We start from the raw sequence: 14,682 nt of genomic DNA on the forward strand, positions 1-14,682 counted from the left end.
ATGACCTCATGAAACTCACCACCATTGGGACCGGGACGGCGGCACCGCATGCGTCGCGTGTCGCCGCGGCGCATCTCGTGGAGGCCGGCGACGTACGGCTGCTGCTCGACTGCGGCAGCGGCGCCGTGCATCGCATGGCCAACCTGGGTGTCGAGTGGCGCCACATCACCCACGTGGCGCTCACGCATTTCCACGCCGATCATATCGCCGATCTGCCACTGCTCATCATGGGGTGGCGCTGGGGCCAGCTGCCCGCGCGCACGGCCCCGGTCACGATCTATGGCCCCGTCGGCACGGGCGCGCTGCTGGAGCGCATGGCGGCCGTGTACGGAGCCTGGCTGCTGGCTCCCGGCTTTCCGCTCACGGTCCGAGACATCGGTCCGGACGACATCGTGCGGCTCCCCGGCCACGTGACGCTGCAGCCCTGTGCGGTACCACACTCTGCGGAGAGCATGGCATATTCCGTGAGTGATGGAGCACGGCGACTCGTGTATACCGGCGACACCGGGGTGAGCGAGGCGTTGGGGCTGTGGGCGCAGGACTGCGACCTGCTGCTGGCCGAGTGCTCCCTGCCCGACACCATGGCCATCCGCGAACATCTCACGCCGCGGCAGGCCGGTGCGCTGGCAGCACAGGCCAGAGCCCGTCAATTGGTGCTCACGCATTTCTATCCGCCGGTCGAAGCCATCGACATTCTGGCCGAGGTCGCGGAGCAGTACGCGGGCCCGGTGGTGTGTGCCACCGACGGTTGGTCCGTCGACTTCTAGAGTCTTTCCCGAGGACGTGACATGCTGGTCGTGATGCAGCCCAACGCTTCTTCCGCCGATATCGATCGGGTCTGCGAAGAGATCACGCGTCAGGGCTTCAAGCCCCTTCCCTTGCCGGGCGAAGTGCGCACGGCGATCGGTCTCCTTGGTGACGACGCCAAGGTGGATTGGTCGTACATCGAGGGGCTGCCGGGTGTGTCGAGCGTCCTCATCGTGCAGAAGCCGTTCCGTCAGGCGTCGCGCGAGTGGAAGCCGGAGACCACCATCGTGGAGATCGCGCCGGGCGTGCGTTTCGGCGGTCCCGACGTGCCCGTGGTGGCCGGCCCCTGCTCGGTGGAGAGCGAGCAGCAGATTCTCGCGGCGGCGCGTCAGGTGAAGGCGGCCGGCGGGTCGGCGCTGCGCGGAGGCGCCTTCAAGCCGCGCTCGTCGCCGTATGCCTTTCAGGGGCTCGGCAAACAGGGGCTGGAACTGCTCGCGCTCGCGCGCGCCGAGACGGGGCTGGCCATCGTGACGGAAGCCATGGACGAACGTGGCGCCGACATGGTCGCCGAGTACGCCGACTGCATCCAGATTGGCGCGCGCAACATGCAGAACTACTCGCTGCTGCGGCATGTGGGCACGCTCAAGAAGCCGGTGCTGCTCAAGCGTGGCATGGCGGCCACCATCAACGATCTGCTACTCAGCGCCGAGTACATCCTGGCCGAGGGGAATCCCCACGTGATTCTCTGCGAGCGCGGCGTACGCACCTTCGACAGCGCGACGCGCAATCTGTTCGATCTCACGGCGGTGCCGGTGGTGCAGAAGCTGTCGCACCTGCCCATCGTGGCCGACCCCAGCCATGGCACCGGCCTGCGCGACAAGGTCACCCCCATGGCGCGTGCCGCCGTGGCAGCCGGCGCCGACGGCATTCTCGTGGAGATGCACCCTACCCCGGACAAGGCGCTGAGCGACGGGGCCCAGTCGCTGTACCCGGATCAGTTCACCGAACTCGTAAAGCAGCTGCGTACGATTGCGACGGCGATTGGGCGCTCCGTTACCGAGACCGCGTAAGGGCTGAGAAACCGCTCGTCGGAGCCACGGAGACACGGAGACACGGAGAGAGTAATGCCTTGGCAGTTCTCCGTGCCTCCGTGGCTCCGTTCACTCCGACGAGCTCTTCCCCCGCGGCACCTGCCGCATTGCACCGGGTACCACAGCACATGACGACACTGACAACCAGCGCCGCGGTGATCGCGCTCACGTTCGCGATGAGTGTTCCACTCGCCGCTCAGAACGGTGCCGAGACGGCGTACGACCGCATGGCCCGCGCATGGAGCAGCTTGAGGACGCTCGAGGCGACCTTCGATCAGAAGATCACCAACCCGCTGCTCGGCCGCTCCGTGACCTCCAAGGGCGTGTTCCTGCAGGAGCGCCCGGGCAAGGTGTCCATTACCTTCACGCAACCCGCCGGCGATCGCATTGTCGGCGACGGCAAGACGTTGTGGGTGTATCTGCCCAGCAGCGCGCCCGGGCAGGTGCTCAAGCTGCCGGGCGACGCCGACGGCGCGATTGTGGCCGATCTGCTGGGGCAGCTCCTCGAGACACCGAAACGCGCGTTCATCATTTCCGGTGGCGACGCGGTCACGATTGACGGCCGCGCCACGCGCCGCGTGCTACTGCTGCCGCGCAGCCCCGACGCCGCGCCGTTTCAGAAGGCCACGCTGTGGCTCGACGAACAGTACCCGCGTCCGGTGCGTGTGCAGGTCATCGACAGCCAGGGCGTCGATCGTACCATCACGCTCACGTCGTGGACCCCGGGCGCCACGCTGCCGCGCGACGCGTTCCGCTTTGCCGTACCGAAAGGGGTGAAGGTGGCCACGAAGCTGCCCATGTAACCGCGCGCTCAGGGCACGGTAGCGGCGCGCGGACGCTCGAGGTTGCTAAACACGTCGCGCGGTGAACGCGCGCTCTGGAGCAGCTGGGACGCCCGTTGCAGCGTGGCGTCGTCCTGCGTGCGACGCAGGAACTCCGCCTCACTGCCAAAGGCCACACGTGCCATTTCGTAGCCCAGCGAGCGGGCAATCCAGGGTCCTGCCGCGTCGAAGACGGCACGTGGCGGGGCCACGTGGCGGCGCACAAGGTCGTCGTACAATTCGTCGAGTTCGGCGCGGGTGACCATGTCGCCGGCCGACAGCATGGTGCGCTTGCGCTGCTGGGCCAGCTTGCTGAGGGCGTCGCGGTAGGCGCCGAGGTTCTTGCCCATCGTGCGCGCCAGCGCCTGCACCGGCTGCGGCGTGAGAGTGTCGCCCACGACGACATCCGGCGTGATGCCGCCCCCGCCGAACACGGTACGCCCCGCATCGGTGCGGAAGCGCGGCTTGATGGTATCGGGGAGGGTGACGTCGCCGGTGTCACTGGCGTCGAGTTCGTCGGCACGGCGTTCGGGGGGCTGATTGATGCTGCGCCCTACCGGTGTGTACCAGCGGGCAATCGTGAGGCGCAGCGCCCCGCCGTTGGAGAGGGGATACACATTCTGCGCGCTCCCCTTGCCGAAGCTGGTCACGCCCAGCACCACGGCGCGATCGTGATCCTGGAGCGCCCCGGCCACGATCTCCGAGGCACTCGCGCTGGCGCGATCGAGCAGCACGGCCAGTGGCAGCGTAGGCCACCGCTGCGGTTGCGAATCGGTGAACGTTTGCGGTGGTGTTCCGGCTCGCCCGCGCAGCTGCACGATGCTCTGCCCGCGGTCGAGAAACAGCTCCGCCACGGCCACGCCCTGCTCCAGCAGGCCCCCGGGGTTGCCGCGCAGGTCGAGCACCATCGACCGCGCCCCCATCTTCACCAGCGAGTCCACCGCGGCCGACAGCTCGGTGGCCGTGAAGGCATTGAAGACGTTCACATCCACGTACCCCACGCCGTTCGGCAGCAGCGCCACGCGCTGCACTGCGCGCAGGTGCACCTTGTCGCGCATGAGGGTGAACGACTGCCGCTGGCTCTCACGCTCCACGGTGAAGGTGACCGAGGTGCCCGAGGGCCCGCGCAACCGCTTGAACACTTCATCGCGATCGAGGTCCTTGGTGCTTTCCTTGCCAATGAGCACGATGCGATCGCCGGCCAGCACGCCAGCCCGCTCCGACGGTCCGCCCACCAGCGGCTCGATGACCACCGGCCAACCGTCGCGGATGTCCACCTGAATGCCGACGCCCGAGAAGGTCCCGTTCATCTGCTCGTTGAGCCGGCGCAGGCGCTCCTCGGGGAGGAACGAAGTGAACGGGTCATCGAGCTCGTTCAGCATCCCCGCCACCGACTTCGCGAAGATCGTGTCGGCGGGAATGGAGTCGACGTACTTCTGCGCCACGGCGGAGACAACCTGATCGAACAGCCGGGCCCCGCCCAGGGGGGCGCGCACCGGTTGCGCCGCCGCGGTGAGGTCACGGCCGGCCCACCAGCCGCCGACCGCCAGCAGGCCGCCAAAGCCCAGCGCGGCGACAAGAGCGCGCACGGGACGGCGCGGAGCGGGAGGAGCGTCGGGAAGCATGTCAGGCATGATCTCTCTACGGACTCAGAGCGCGCCAAGTGCCGCCGTGGCGGCCGAGGCAAAGCGGACCGGCCACTGGGCCACCAGCGCCTCGAGGCACCGCACCGTCACCACATCCACCGGGCGGTCGGCGTCGATGGCCATGACCGGCCCGATTTCCGGATGGGCCGCCTGCCAGTCGGCGGCAAGCGCGGCGTCGAAGGCCTCCCGCACCCGCTGGTGAAAGCTGGCATCCTCCTGCTCCATGCGATCGGCCGGCCCACGCACCTCGAGGCGCGCCTGCGCCACCTCGACAGGCACCGAGAGCAGCAGCGTGAGGTCGGGAGCCACCCCCTGCGTGGCCAGGGCGTTCACCGCGCGCAGCGACGATTCGGCGAGGCCCCGCCCGGCCCCCTGATACGCGTAGGTGCTGAGCAGGAAGCGATCGACCAGCACGACGGCCCCGCGCCCGAGGGCGGGAATCACCACATCGCGCACCAGCTGCGCGCGCGACGCGGCGAAGAGCAGCGCCTCGCTTTCCGGTGCCAGTTCACTGGCGGGGTCGAGCAACAGGGCGCGAATGGCATCGCCGGCCGCCGTGCCGCCGGGCTCCCGCACCGCCACCACATCGTGGCCCACGGCGCGCAGGGTGTCGGCAAGACGCGTCCACTGCGTGGTCTTGCCCACCCCCTCACCCCCCTCGAGCACCAGAAAAAGGCCGCGCGCGTGCTCGCCGGCCCCGTTGTCCGGCACCATCACCGGCTCAGCCAAGGATGATCTGGCTGGTGGCACCGGTGCGAATGCCGTCGGCGATCCATTGGTTCACGCGCAGCATGAGCTTGTCAAAGTTGTCCTGCGCCGAGATGGCCGCCTGGTACGCCGGATTCCCCTGTACCTGCTGGAGGAGCGCGTCGAGCTGCTGCTCCATCTCGCCGGTGGGCTCCTCGCCACGGTCGATCATGGACTGCGCGTCGGTGCGGATCTTTTCCATCTGCCGCAGGATCGTCGTGGCCTCGCGGTCGTTGTTGAGCGCTTCGCTCGAACGCTTGACGGCCTTGTATTCGTTGCTCTGGCCGATCGATCGGCCGAGGTCCTTCGCCTTGTCTTCAAGCATGGTGCCGGCCTCCCGGCCGTGTAGAGCTGCGTGAATGCGCCCCCGGAACCCGCGATGCTGCCACTACGCTGCCGGCGATTGCGCCAGCAGCACCCGGTCACGTCCTGCGAGATCCTGTGCCACCTGCACCTGCTCGTACCCCGCGGCAGCGGCCATGGCCGCCACCGGGGCGGCGCGGTTGGCGTCGAGTTCGAGCACCAGCCACCCGCCACCTTCGAGATGCGCACGTGCCCCGTGCACGAGCACCTCGTACCGCGCCAACCCGCCCTGCGCCGCGAAGAGGGCCACGGGGGGCTCCCAGTCGCGCACGGAGGCCGGCAGGGCCGCCGCCTCGTCGTACGCAATGTACGGGGGATTGGAGACAATCACACGGGCCTGGACGCCGCCGAGTGGCGCCAGATCCGCCCCGTGGCGGAGCTCCACCGGGGGGTGAGACGGCCGCAGGAGCCGTTCGGCGTTGGCCCGGGCCACGGCCAGCGCGTCGGCCGACAGGTCGGTGGCCAGGACCTGGTCGAAACGCCCCTCAGTGGCCAGGGCCAGCGCGATGGCACCGGAGCCGGTACCGATATCCACGGCCACCCCACCGGGCCGGCCAGCCGTGACGCGCAGCGCCGCCTCCACCACCAGCTCCGTCTCCGGTCGCGGAATGAGCACGCGTTGATCGACCTGCAGCACGAGGTCGCGGAAGGCGGCGTGCCCCACCGCATACGCGAGCGGTTCGCCGCGCAGTCGCCGGTGCAGCGCCTGCTCGATGGCATCGGCCTCTCCCGCACGCAGGGCGGGCTCCACGAGCATCCGGTGGGCGAGGCCGCCGGTGGACAGCTGCAGCACACCGGCCACGAGTACCCGCCCTTCGCGCGCCGCGTCGGCCCGCACCTCCGGCTCGAGCGCCGCGCACTCGCCGATGAGGGCGACCACGCGGTGGACCACCTCACGCAGCGTCACCCGGCGAGGCTCTCCTCGGCGTTGGCCAACTGGATGGCGTCGATGAACCCGCCAATGTCACCGTTCATCACCCCGTCGATGTCGTACAGCGTGACCCCCACCCGATGATCGGTCACGCGCCCCTGCGGGAAGTTGTAGGTGCGGATCTTGGCCGATCGGTCACCGGTGCTCACCTGCGACTTGCGCAGCCGTGAGCGTTCGGCTTCCTGCTCGGAGAGCCGCAGGTCGAGCAGGCGCGCCCGCAGGACTTCCATGCCCTTGGCCTTGTTCTGCAGCTGCGACTTCTGGTCCTGCTGCGACACCACGATCCCGGTGGGAATGTGCGTGATGCGCACCGCCGAATCGGTGGTGTTCACGCTCTGTCCACCGGGCCCCGATGACCGGAAGACATCGATGCGCAGGTCCTTGTCCTCGATGCGCACGTCGACCTCCTCCGCCTCGGGGAGCACCGCCACCGTAGCCGCCGACGTGTGAATGCGCCCCTGCGATTCGGTGGCCGGAACCCGCTGCACCCGGTGCACGCCGCTTTCCCAGCGCAGCATGCCGAAGGCCCCGTCCCCGATGACCTTGAACACCGCCTCCTTGACGCCGCCCATGGCCCCGTCGGAGTACGAAATGTGTTCGATGCGCCAGCCGCGCCGCTCGATGAACCGCGTGTAGAGACGCAGCAGGTCGCCGGCAAAGAGGGCGGCTTCGTCGCCGCCGGTACCGGCGCGGATTTCCACGATGGCGGGGCGGTCGTCGAGCGGGTCGCGGGGGATGAGCAACGGCAACAGCGCCTTCTGCAGCTCGTCCACCTCGGCATCGAGTCGCGCCACCTCCGCGCGGGCCTCGGCAGCGAACTCGGGGTCGTCGCCATTGGCCAGCTCGCGCGCCTCGGCCAGTTCCTGCTCGGCCTTGGTCAGGCGGGTCGCCTTTACCACCACCTCGGCGAGACGATGGTGCTCGCGCCCCAGCTCGGCCAGCCGCGGCGCGTCCCTGGTGGTCTCGGGATCGGCAAGCAGCTGCTCCACTTCGGTGGCGCGACGAAGCGCATCGACCATACGGTCGCGGAGGTGGCTCAGCATGCGAATTGAGATGGGACGAGTTGCGTGATATCAGTCACAGCGGCTGGTTGCCGTGCGTGGTTACGCTACTGTACGGAAGCCCCAAAGATACAACAGGCGAGGTGCAGGAATCATGGTCACTTTCAGAACGCCGCCGATGCGCTACACGCCGTCTACCATGAGCGTTTCGCTCGACCGGATCACCGACTTCCTGAGCACCGTGCCCCTGTTCCGGGAGCTCGACCGCGCTGCCGTTCGCGGATTCGCCGAGTACACCCGCGAACGCAAGTTCAGCAAGGGGGCCATGATCGTGGCCGAAGGCGACCCGGGCGATTCCCTCTTCGTGGTGCGCTCGGGAGAGGTCAAGGTCGTCCTGGCTGGGGAGGACGGACGCGACGTCATCCTGAACGTGCTCAATGTGGGCGACCATTTCGGCGAGCTGGCGCTCATTGACGGGCGGCCACGTTCCGCCCATGTGATCGCCACGCAGGCGAGCAGCCTGCTCATGCTGAGCCGGGCCGATTTCCGCCGGCAGGTGGAGCAGAGCCCGCAGGTGGCGTGGGGGCTCATGGTGGAGCTGTCGCGGCGACTGCGGCAGGCAGACGGCACCATTGGCAGCCTCGTGCTGCTCGACGTGCCCGGCCGTGTGGCCAAGGTGCTGCTCGAACACGCCACGCCCGGTGAACCGGCCACGCTGGTCAAGCAGCTCACCCATCAGGTCATCGCACAGATGATCGGCGCGAGCCGGGAGACGGTCTCGCGGGCCATGGCCGAGTTCCAGGAGAAGGGGATCATTTCGGTGCAACGGCGCCTCGTCACGGTCACCGACCGGACGGCATTGGAAGCCAGGGCGCGCCCGCGCCTCTGAGCGCGAGCGCGTCGTTCCAACATGGCGGCCAGCGTCCCTCCACGCGCCCGCATCCGATTCTGGGGCACGCGCGGCACCTGCCCCTCGCCGGGCCCGCGTACCGTACGGTACGGGGGCAACACGCCGTGCGTCGAAGTGCGGGGCGCCGACGGGGCGCTCATCATCCTCGACGCGGGGTCGGGCATTCGCGCCCTCGGGGCGCAGCTCGTGGAGAGCGGGCATACGGCGCCCATTCACCTGTTCCTCACCCATCGCCACAGCGATCACGTGCTGGGGCTGGCGCACTTCGCCCCGCTCTTCAATCGCACGCCGCGCATTCGCGTCTGCGGCGGCGACGGCGAGGCGGAATCGTTGGCCGCGTTCACCCGGAGCATGCTCACGCCCCCCCTGTTTCCGTATGTCGACGGCATGAGCACGCGGCTCGACATCATGGAATGGGACGTCTGCCGCGATCCGCTCGCGGGATCGCTGACCGTCCGTCGCTTCACGGCGCGGCATCCGGGGGAGGCGGCCATCTTTCGTCTCGATGACGACGCCGGCCCGCTCGTGGCCTACGCCCCCGATAATGAGCTGTCGTATCACGACGGGGCCGAGGCCGTGCGTGCGTGGCGACGGGCACTGTGCGACTTTCTGGCTGACGTGCCCATTCTGGTGCACGACGCGACCTATCGCGACGAGGAGTTGGCGCGCTACATCGGATGGGGGCACTCGTCACATCTCGAAGCAGCCCGGCTGGCTCTCGAATGCGGCGCCCGCACGCTGGTGCTGTTTCATCATCATCCCGACCGCGACGACGACGGCGTGGAGCGTATGCTCGACGAGTGCCGCACGTTTGTGAGCCGTGAAGGCGCGCCATTGCGCGTGCTGGCCGCCTGGGAAGGGTTGGCGCTAGCGGTGTAGCCCCGGGCCCCAGCCACCACCGCCCGGGGTTTCGATGGTCAGCACGTCGCCAGGCTGCATGGCCACCCGCGTCTTGGCGGGGAGCGGCTGGTCGTTGAGCCGGTTGCGCCCTGTGGCACCGGCGGCGCCACCGTTGGCCCCCGGCGGCGCCACACGCCGCCGCTCGGTGAGCAGCGTGGCCGTGCACGGCACGAGCGCCTGATAACGGCGCACCACCCCATCACCGCCACCGTGCGTGCCGGCTCCACCGCTGCCGCGGCGCACCGCATACTCCACCACGCGCAGCGGGTAAGCGCGTTCGAGGCTCTCCACGGGGGTGTTGCGGGTGTTGCTCATGCCCACGTGCACAGCATCGGGGCCCGGGCCCCGCCACGTGGCCCCCTGCCCGCCCCCCAGCGTTTCGTAAAAGCTCCAACCAGGCGCGCCCAAGGTGACGTTGTTCATGGTGCCCTGACCGCAGGCGGGGATCACGAGATCGTGCACGCCGATGCGCGCCGCCGCCTGCGCGAGCGCCGCAAAGCAGACATCGGTCAGACGCTGCGACAGCTCCACGTTGCCCGCTGCCACGGCGCTCGGCCGCTTCGCATTCGCCACGCAGTCATCGGGAATGGTGAGCGCCAGCGCGCGCGCCACGCCGTCGTTCACCGGCACATCGTCGTCGCAGAGCACCCGCAACACGAACACCGCGGCCGCCCGCGCCACAGCGGGGGGCGCGTTCACGTTGCCGCGCACAGCGGGCGACGTGCCCGTGAGGTCGAGGTGCAACGTGCCATGCTCCACGCGCGCGTGTACCACCACGGGAATCGCCTCGTCGCTTACGCCATCGCCTTCGAGCGCGTCGGCGGCATGCCCCTCCGCGCCATCGAGGAGCGCGAGTCGTGCACGCACCCGTCGCTCGGTGTAATCGAGCAGCGCGTCCACGGCAGCGGTCAGCGACTGCTCGCCAAGCCGCAGGAACAGCGCCTGCCACCCAACACGCCCCGCGGCACACGCCGCCCGCTGCGCGCGCAGGTCGCCCTCACGCTCGGCAGGGGTGCGCACATTGGCCAGCAGCAGCGCCAGCAGATCGCGCTGCAGTACGCCCTGCACTTCGAGGCGCACCGGCGGCACGATGAGACCTTCCTGGTACAGCTCGGTGGCACCGAACGGCATGCTGCCGGGACTCATCCCCCCCACGTCGGCGTGGTGCGCACGCACGGCCGCATAGCCGATGATGCGCTCGGCATCCTGCGGATGCGCGATGACCTCGACCATGGTGAGATCGGGGAGATGCGACCCACCGTGCGACGGGTCATTGAGCAGAAACAGGTCACCGGCGCGCGCCCCGGCGGCGCGTACCGCTGCCACCGACTCGGGCATGGCGCCCAGATGCACGGGAATGTGCGCCGCCTGCGCCACCATGCGCCCCGCCGCGTCGAAGAGCGCGCAGGAAGCATCGCGCCGCTCGCGGATGTTGGGCGAAATGCTGCTGCGCTCGAGCAGCCCGCCCATCTCCTCGGCCAGCATGGCCACGCCCTGCGAGAAGACGGTGAGCTCGAGCGCATCGAAGGTGCCCGATGCCGTGGTGGAGGGGGTCACGACAACGCCTCCGGGGGAGCGGGATAGCCGGCCTGCATGATGGCAAACTGGCAGCGCACCATCCATACCTCCTGCAACGCCGCCATCTTCGCGCCCTTGCCGCGGTCGGGCGCCATGGAGAGCAGCCCCTGCGCCGATGGGTGCGGCAACGCCCGCCGCGCCAGCGCGGGCCGCGGGTTCTGCGTGAGCAGCACGTCGACGGTGCGCGTGGCCACGCGCCCCAGCGTGACGATGCCCTTGAGCCCGTGCGTCATCAGCTGGTCAAGGTCGCGGTTGAGCCGGGACAGGTTGCGGGGGCTCTCGAGTTCGCTGCGAAGGGGCGCCCGAAACGACGCACCATCGTCGCTCGGGCACCGGTCGAAGGCGTTGCCGAGCGCCACACCGTGTGCGATTGGTGCGAGGCCTGCCGATGTGAATGCGGCGCCATCCCACGGCAGCGTGTCGACCTCAGGGGGCAGCACCACAGCCCCCAGTCGCTGCAGCGCGCCGTAGAGATGCTTGCCGGCGGCGTCACCGAAGAAGGGCACACCGCTCTTGTCGGCGCCACGCGGCCCCGGCGCTTCCCCCACGATCAGTACATGCACCGCACCCTCCGGCGGAAGCAGCATGGGCACGGGCGTCCCCAGAATGCGGCCGATGTTGACCCGCTGCGCGCTCATGCTCGCCCTTCACCCATGGCGTGTGTCCCGATCATGTAAGCTCCAGCAGCCAGCCACCAACGTCGAGCGCGCGCGCCGTCCATCCTGGCGCCACGCGCATGGTGGCGTCGGGGAGTCGCACCACGGCGGCCCCGCGCAATGTTCGCTCCATGGCGCGTCCGTCATCCATGTCGTGCGGCAGGGTGCCGTGCCCCGACCGGCGCGCGAACTGCACCGGCCAGGGAGCACTGCTGCGTGTGGTTCGCACGCTGATGAACTCCACCGTTCGGTCGAGCGTGAAGCCCACGCGCGCATCGTGTCGCGCCGCGAAGCGCGCGGCCACCTCGGGCACGCGGTCGCCTGGCTGCACCGGAATGTCCAGCTCGTACCCCTGACCCACGTAGCGACTGCGCAGCCACCAGCGCGTTGCCAGCGGGGCCGAGTCGCCGCCGAGGCGCGTGGCGCTGTCGGTGAGCAGCGCGGCCAGGGCGTCGTCGCTCAGCGCATCAGCGTGCACGACGCAGCTGGTGAGCTGCTCGCGGCGTTCCGGGGCAAGCGCGAGTCCTACGGCGCTGAGGACACCCGCATGCGGTGGCACGATGACCTGCCGCATGCCGAGGCGTTCGGCGAGGCCGCACGCGTGCAGTGGCCCGCCGCCGCCAAAGGCCACGAGCGGAATGGTGCGGGGGTCCACCCCGCGCTCCACACTCACGCGGCGCAACGCGCGCGCCATCGTGGCATCGGCGGTGGCGATGATGGCCTCGGCGGCGCGCTCCACCGACACGTTAAGCGGCTCGGCGATGCGCGCCACGGCGGCCACCGCGCGCTCACGGCTGATGTGCACGCCACCGCTCCAATCACCGGCGGCGATGGTACCGAGCACCACGTGTGCATCGGTCACGGTGGCACGCTCGCCACCGCGGTTGTAGGCCGCCGGCCCTGGTGCAGCGCCCGCGCTCTCGGGACCGGCGCGCAGAGCACCGCCATCGTCGAGCCACGCGATGCTGCCACCACCAGCGGCCACCGCTTCCACGAGCACGCGTGGCAGCGCAATGGGAATGCCGGCCACCCCTCCACCGCGCTCCACCAGCGGCTCGCCGTCGACGATGAGCCCCACATCGGCGCTGGTGCCGCCAATGTCGATGGTGAGCGCGCGCGACACGCCGAGCGCCGCCGCGATGGCCGCCGCACCGGTCACGCCCCCCGCGGGGCCGCTCAGCGCCAACGCCGCCGCATGCTGCGCCGCCTCGTGTGCCTCGAGCGTCCCTCCCGCCGACGTCATCACCCGCGGCGCGGGATAGCCGTGCGCCGCGAGACGGCCCGAAAGGCCGGCGAGATATCGGCGCACCGCCGGACGCGCGTACGCCTCAGCTACGGTAGTGGCCATGCGCTCGTACTCGCGGATCTCCGGCAGCACCTCATGGCTCGTGACCACGTCGAGCGCGAGCCCGCGGTGGGCAATTTCGAGGCGCAGCGCCTCGGCCAATCGCTGCTCGTGCTTTGGCTCGCCGTAGGCATGCAGCAGCGTGATCGCGATGGTTTCGGCGTGCGATGCGTTGGCCTTCTCCAGCGCCTCATGCACCACCCGCTCGAGCGCGGCATCGGTGAGCGGGGTCACGACCCCCTCGGGCACGATGCGCTCCGGCACCCCCACCACCTGCTCACGCGACACCAGCGGGGCCACATGCTGCTGCGCCAGATCGTACAGCGCGGCGCGCTCCTGCCGCCGCAGTTCGAGCACATCGGTGAAGCCCTGCGTGGCGCAGGCCACGACAGGCGCCCCTCGGCGTTCGAGCAGCAGGTTGGTCACCACCGTGGTACCGTGGGCGATGTGCGCCAGGCGGTCGGGGGGCAACCGCGCTGCCGACAGCGCGTCGAGCACCCCCTGTGCGCGATCGGCGGGGACACTCAGCACCTTGGTTGTATGCACGGTGCCGTCGTCGTGCAGGGCGGCGAGATCGGTGAAGGTGCCGCCCACGTCGATGCCCACGGCCACGCGCGATTCGTGACTCACGCGGCGCTCCGCCTCCCCGAGGCCGCGATGGCGAGCGCTGTATGCACCGGGACCATGGTCATGAAGAGCAGCATGCTTCCCTGCGTGAAGCGGGGGAAGTGCATGAGCACGAGCCCCACCAGCGCGATGACCGCCACCACCACGGCGAGGGCACGCCCGGCGCGACCCGCGCGCGAGGCGCGGCCGCGCCAATACCACGTGGCGGCGGCGGCCAGCAGCAGCGGCGACAGGATGGTGAGATTGAGATTGCTCCCCATGTACGGCACATGCTTGGTCACCGTGCCCGCGAGCAGCAGCGCGGTGCCCAGAAGGCCTCCCATACCGTACCACACCACGCCGAACACGCCGAGTGCCGCCGGGGACACGCGTCCGAGCAGGAACACGAGGACACCGAGGGCGAGCCCCACAGCGAGGTACGGCATGACACGATCGGGCGCGTCTTCAGGCATGGGTATCCGATCGGCCGTGAACAACACGGTGTCCTGCGTGATGACCGAGGCGCCGTTCACCCGAATACGCGCGAGGTCGTCGGCGAAATACTCGGGGAGAAACGCCAGCTGCCAGCGCGTGAGGTGCCGGTCGGCGTTGCGCCCCAGCGCGATCTGGATGCCGGCGTACACGGGCAGGTTGTCGGCCGTAATGCGCGCCGTTTCGCCACGCCACGTGTGATGCCCGCTGGTGCTGTCGAGCGCCGTCCGGAGCGCGCCGCGCCACACCCAATCGAGCGCATCACGCACGCGGGTGCTGCAGTTGTCGTTGTAGTAGTCGTAGCGGTAGTACTTGTTGGCTTCGGCCGCGTTCCACGCCACGAAGTCGTACAGCGCGCCGCGTTGCACGGGCGACAGATTCAGCACCTGCTTGCGGATGGTGCGGTTTTGTGCCTGGTACGCTGCATTGAACTCGAAGGTGCGGTAGCCGGCCATCCAGTAGCGCGTGTCACCGGTGAGGAAGCGCGTGTAAAAGTCAGGCGATTCGAAGTCGAACATGCCCCAGTTGAACGCGGTGTCCTCACCCGTGTTCGCGTCGGTCACCGCCAGCGCGATGTGTCCGAAACGCTCGAAGACTTCGTCGCCCGGGCCGTAGGTGTAGAGGGTGAACTGCAGCGTCGCCCCGCGCTGCGCCCGCGCGCTGTCGAGTGCGGCGTCAGCCCCCAACGGCGGCGGCGGCGGCGTCTGCGCCACGTTGTCGGGGAGCGGCGCGCCGTTGCCCTGCGCCTGCAGCGGCGAGGGCGCGCCCACGGCAACGCAGAGCGCGCCGGCTGCCACGCTCACGGCGAAGGCAACACGGCGCGTCCACGCATTCACACGCATCGTCAC

The 14,682-nt window shown here is 69.6% G+C and carries 14 protein-coding genes; 5 read left to right on the forward strand and 9 right to left on the reverse strand.

Translation table 11 applies throughout. The features are described 5' to 3' along the window. The first annotated feature begins 8 nt into the window (after window positions 1–8). The 3 genes from O9271_RS09330 to O9271_RS09340 all read left to right on the forward strand — a co-directional run bounded on the left by O9271_RS09330 (window position 9) and on the right by O9271_RS09340 (window position 2,641). On the forward strand, window positions 9–767 hold the full coding sequence (locus O9271_RS09330) for a ribonuclease Z (protein WP_298268636.1): 759 nt from the start codon (window positions 9–11) through the stop codon (window positions 765–767). Between the two features lie 21 nt (window positions 768–788). Then, a complete protein-coding gene (aroF, locus tag O9271_RS09335) occupies window positions 789–1,817 on the forward strand; it encodes a 3-deoxy-7-phosphoheptulonate synthase (RefSeq protein ID WP_298268638.1) in 1,029 nt (342 codons plus the stop codon). Window positions 1,818–1,966: 149 nt separating this feature from the next. Next, window positions 1,967–2,641, forward strand: coding sequence for an outer membrane lipoprotein carrier protein LolA (locus tag O9271_RS09340; RefSeq protein WP_298268642.1), 675 nt, complete (start codon window positions 1,967–1,969; stop codon window positions 2,639–2,641). 8 nt (window positions 2,642–2,649) lie between these two features. On the opposite strand, the gene O9271_RS09345 is transcribed toward O9271_RS09340, so the two are convergent. From O9271_RS09345 to prfA, 5 genes are all read right to left on the reverse strand, one after another. Next, window positions 2,650–4,293 (reverse strand): S41 family peptidase, encoded by a 1,644-nt coding sequence (locus O9271_RS09345; RefSeq protein WP_298268644.1) that lies wholly within the window; start codon window positions 4,291–4,293, stop codon window positions 2,650–2,652. A 15-nt stretch (window positions 4,294–4,308) separates the two neighbouring features. Further along, window positions 4,309–5,019: a dTMP kinase gene (gene tmk, locus O9271_RS09350; protein ID WP_298268646.1), complete on the reverse strand. Its 711-nt coding sequence runs from the start codon at window positions 5,017–5,019 to the stop codon at window positions 4,309–4,311. 7 nt (window positions 5,020–5,026) lie between these two features. Continuing rightward, entirely contained in the window at window positions 5,027–5,377 is a 351-nt protein-coding gene (locus O9271_RS09355) for a YlbF family regulator (protein ID WP_298268649.1), read from the reverse strand. A 63-nt stretch (window positions 5,378–5,440) separates the two neighbouring features. Continuing rightward, window positions 5,441–6,322, reverse strand: a complete 882-nt coding sequence (prmC, locus tag O9271_RS09360) for a peptide chain release factor N(5)-glutamine methyltransferase (RefSeq protein WP_298268651.1) — start codon at window positions 6,320–6,322, stop codon at window positions 5,441–5,443. Continuing rightward, window positions 6,319–7,389 (reverse strand): peptide chain release factor 1, encoded by a 1,071-nt coding sequence (gene prfA / locus O9271_RS09365; RefSeq protein ID WP_298268653.1) that lies wholly within the window; start codon window positions 7,387–7,389, stop codon window positions 6,319–6,321. Before prfA ends, prmC begins: the two co-directional genes overlap by 4 nt. A 112-nt stretch (window positions 7,390–7,501) precedes the next feature. Here prfA and O9271_RS09370 point away from each other — a divergent pair, with 112 nt between their 5' ends. Together O9271_RS09370 and O9271_RS09375 are read left to right on the forward strand one after the other, a co-directional pair. Continuing rightward, window positions 7,502–8,236: a Crp/Fnr family transcriptional regulator gene (locus tag O9271_RS09370; protein ID WP_298268656.1), complete on the forward strand. Its 735-nt coding sequence runs from the start codon at window positions 7,502–7,504 to the stop codon at window positions 8,234–8,236. Between the two features lie 21 nt (window positions 8,237–8,257). After that, the gene (locus tag O9271_RS09375) at window positions 8,258–9,136 is read left to right on the forward strand and encodes an MBL fold metallo-hydrolase (protein ID WP_298268659.1); all 879 of its coding nucleotides are present in this window, start codon (window positions 8,258–8,260) and stop codon (window positions 9,134–9,136) included. On the opposite strand, the gene O9271_RS09380 is transcribed toward O9271_RS09375, so the two are convergent. From O9271_RS09380 to O9271_RS09395, 4 genes are read right to left on the reverse strand one after another with little or no spacing between them, the layout of a single operon-like run. After that, complete coding sequence (locus O9271_RS09380) at window positions 9,125–10,714, reverse strand: hydantoinase B/oxoprolinase family protein (protein ID WP_298268662.1); 1,590 nt, start codon at window positions 10,712–10,714, stop codon at window positions 9,125–9,127. The two genes, O9271_RS09375 and O9271_RS09380, sit on opposite strands and share 12 nt — an antisense overlap. Next, window positions 10,711–11,373 (reverse strand): uracil-DNA glycosylase family protein, encoded by a 663-nt coding sequence (locus O9271_RS09385; protein WP_298268665.1) that lies wholly within the window; start codon window positions 11,371–11,373, stop codon window positions 10,711–10,713. The genes O9271_RS09380 and O9271_RS09385 overlap by 4 nt, the downstream gene beginning before the upstream one ends. A 31-nt stretch (window positions 11,374–11,404) precedes the next feature. Continuing rightward, the gene (locus tag O9271_RS09390) at window positions 11,405–13,366 is read right to left on the reverse strand and encodes a hydantoinase/oxoprolinase family protein (RefSeq protein ID WP_298268668.1); all 1,962 of its coding nucleotides are present in this window, start codon (window positions 13,364–13,366) and stop codon (window positions 11,405–11,407) included. Further along, the gene (locus O9271_RS09395) at window positions 13,363–14,676 is read right to left on the reverse strand and encodes a DUF4105 domain-containing protein (RefSeq protein ID WP_298269312.1); all 1,314 of its coding nucleotides are present in this window, start codon (window positions 14,674–14,676) and stop codon (window positions 13,363–13,365) included. Before O9271_RS09395 ends, O9271_RS09390 begins: the two co-directional genes overlap by 4 nt. Between the last annotated feature and the right edge of the window lie 6 nt (window positions 14,677–14,682).

This window comes from Gemmatimonas sp. (assembly GCF_027531815.1).
In the GTDB taxonomy this organism is placed as follows: domain Bacteria; phylum Gemmatimonadota; class Gemmatimonadetes; order Gemmatimonadales; family Gemmatimonadaceae; genus Gemmatimonas.

What these genes read in the sequence shown, in the direction of transcription:
- O9271_RS09375 (WP_298268659.1), top strand. Translation starts at nt 8,258, where the DNA reads ATGGCGGCCAGCGTCCCTCCACGCGCCCGCATCCGATTCTGGGGCACG.
- tmk (WP_298268646.1), bottom strand. Translation starts at nt 5,019, where the DNA reads ATGGTGCCGGACAACGGGGCCGGCGAGCACGCGCGCGGCCTTTTTCTG.
- O9271_RS09355 (WP_298268649.1), bottom strand. Translation starts at nt 5,377, where the DNA reads ATGCTTGAAGACAAGGCGAAGGACCTCGGCCGATCGATCGGCCAGAGC.
- O9271_RS09385 (WP_298268665.1), bottom strand. Translation starts at nt 11,373, where the DNA reads ATGAGCGCGCAGCGGGTCAACATCGGCCGCATTCTGGGGACGCCCGTG.
- O9271_RS09330 (WP_298268636.1), top strand. Translation starts at nt 9, where the DNA reads ATGAAACTCACCACCATTGGGACCGGGACGGCGGCACCGCATGCGTCG.
- O9271_RS09340 (WP_298268642.1), top strand. Translation starts at nt 1,967, where the DNA reads ATGACGACACTGACAACCAGCGCCGCGGTGATCGCGCTCACGTTCGCG.
- aroF (WP_298268638.1), top strand. Translation starts at nt 789, where the DNA reads ATGCTGGTCGTGATGCAGCCCAACGCTTCTTCCGCCGATATCGATCGG.
- O9271_RS09345 (WP_298268644.1), bottom strand. Translation starts at nt 4,293, where the DNA reads ATGCCTGACATGCTTCCCGACGCTCCTCCCGCTCCGCGCCGTCCCGTG.
- O9271_RS09395 (WP_298269312.1), bottom strand. Translation starts at nt 14,676, where the DNA reads ATGCGTGTGAATGCGTGGACGCGCCGTGTTGCCTTCGCCGTGAGCGTG.
- prfA (WP_298268653.1), bottom strand. Translation starts at nt 7,389, where the DNA reads ATGCTGAGCCACCTCCGCGACCGTATGGTCGATGCGCTTCGTCGCGCC.
- O9271_RS09370 (WP_298268656.1), top strand. Translation starts at nt 7,502, where the DNA reads ATGGTCACTTTCAGAACGCCGCCGATGCGCTACACGCCGTCTACCATG.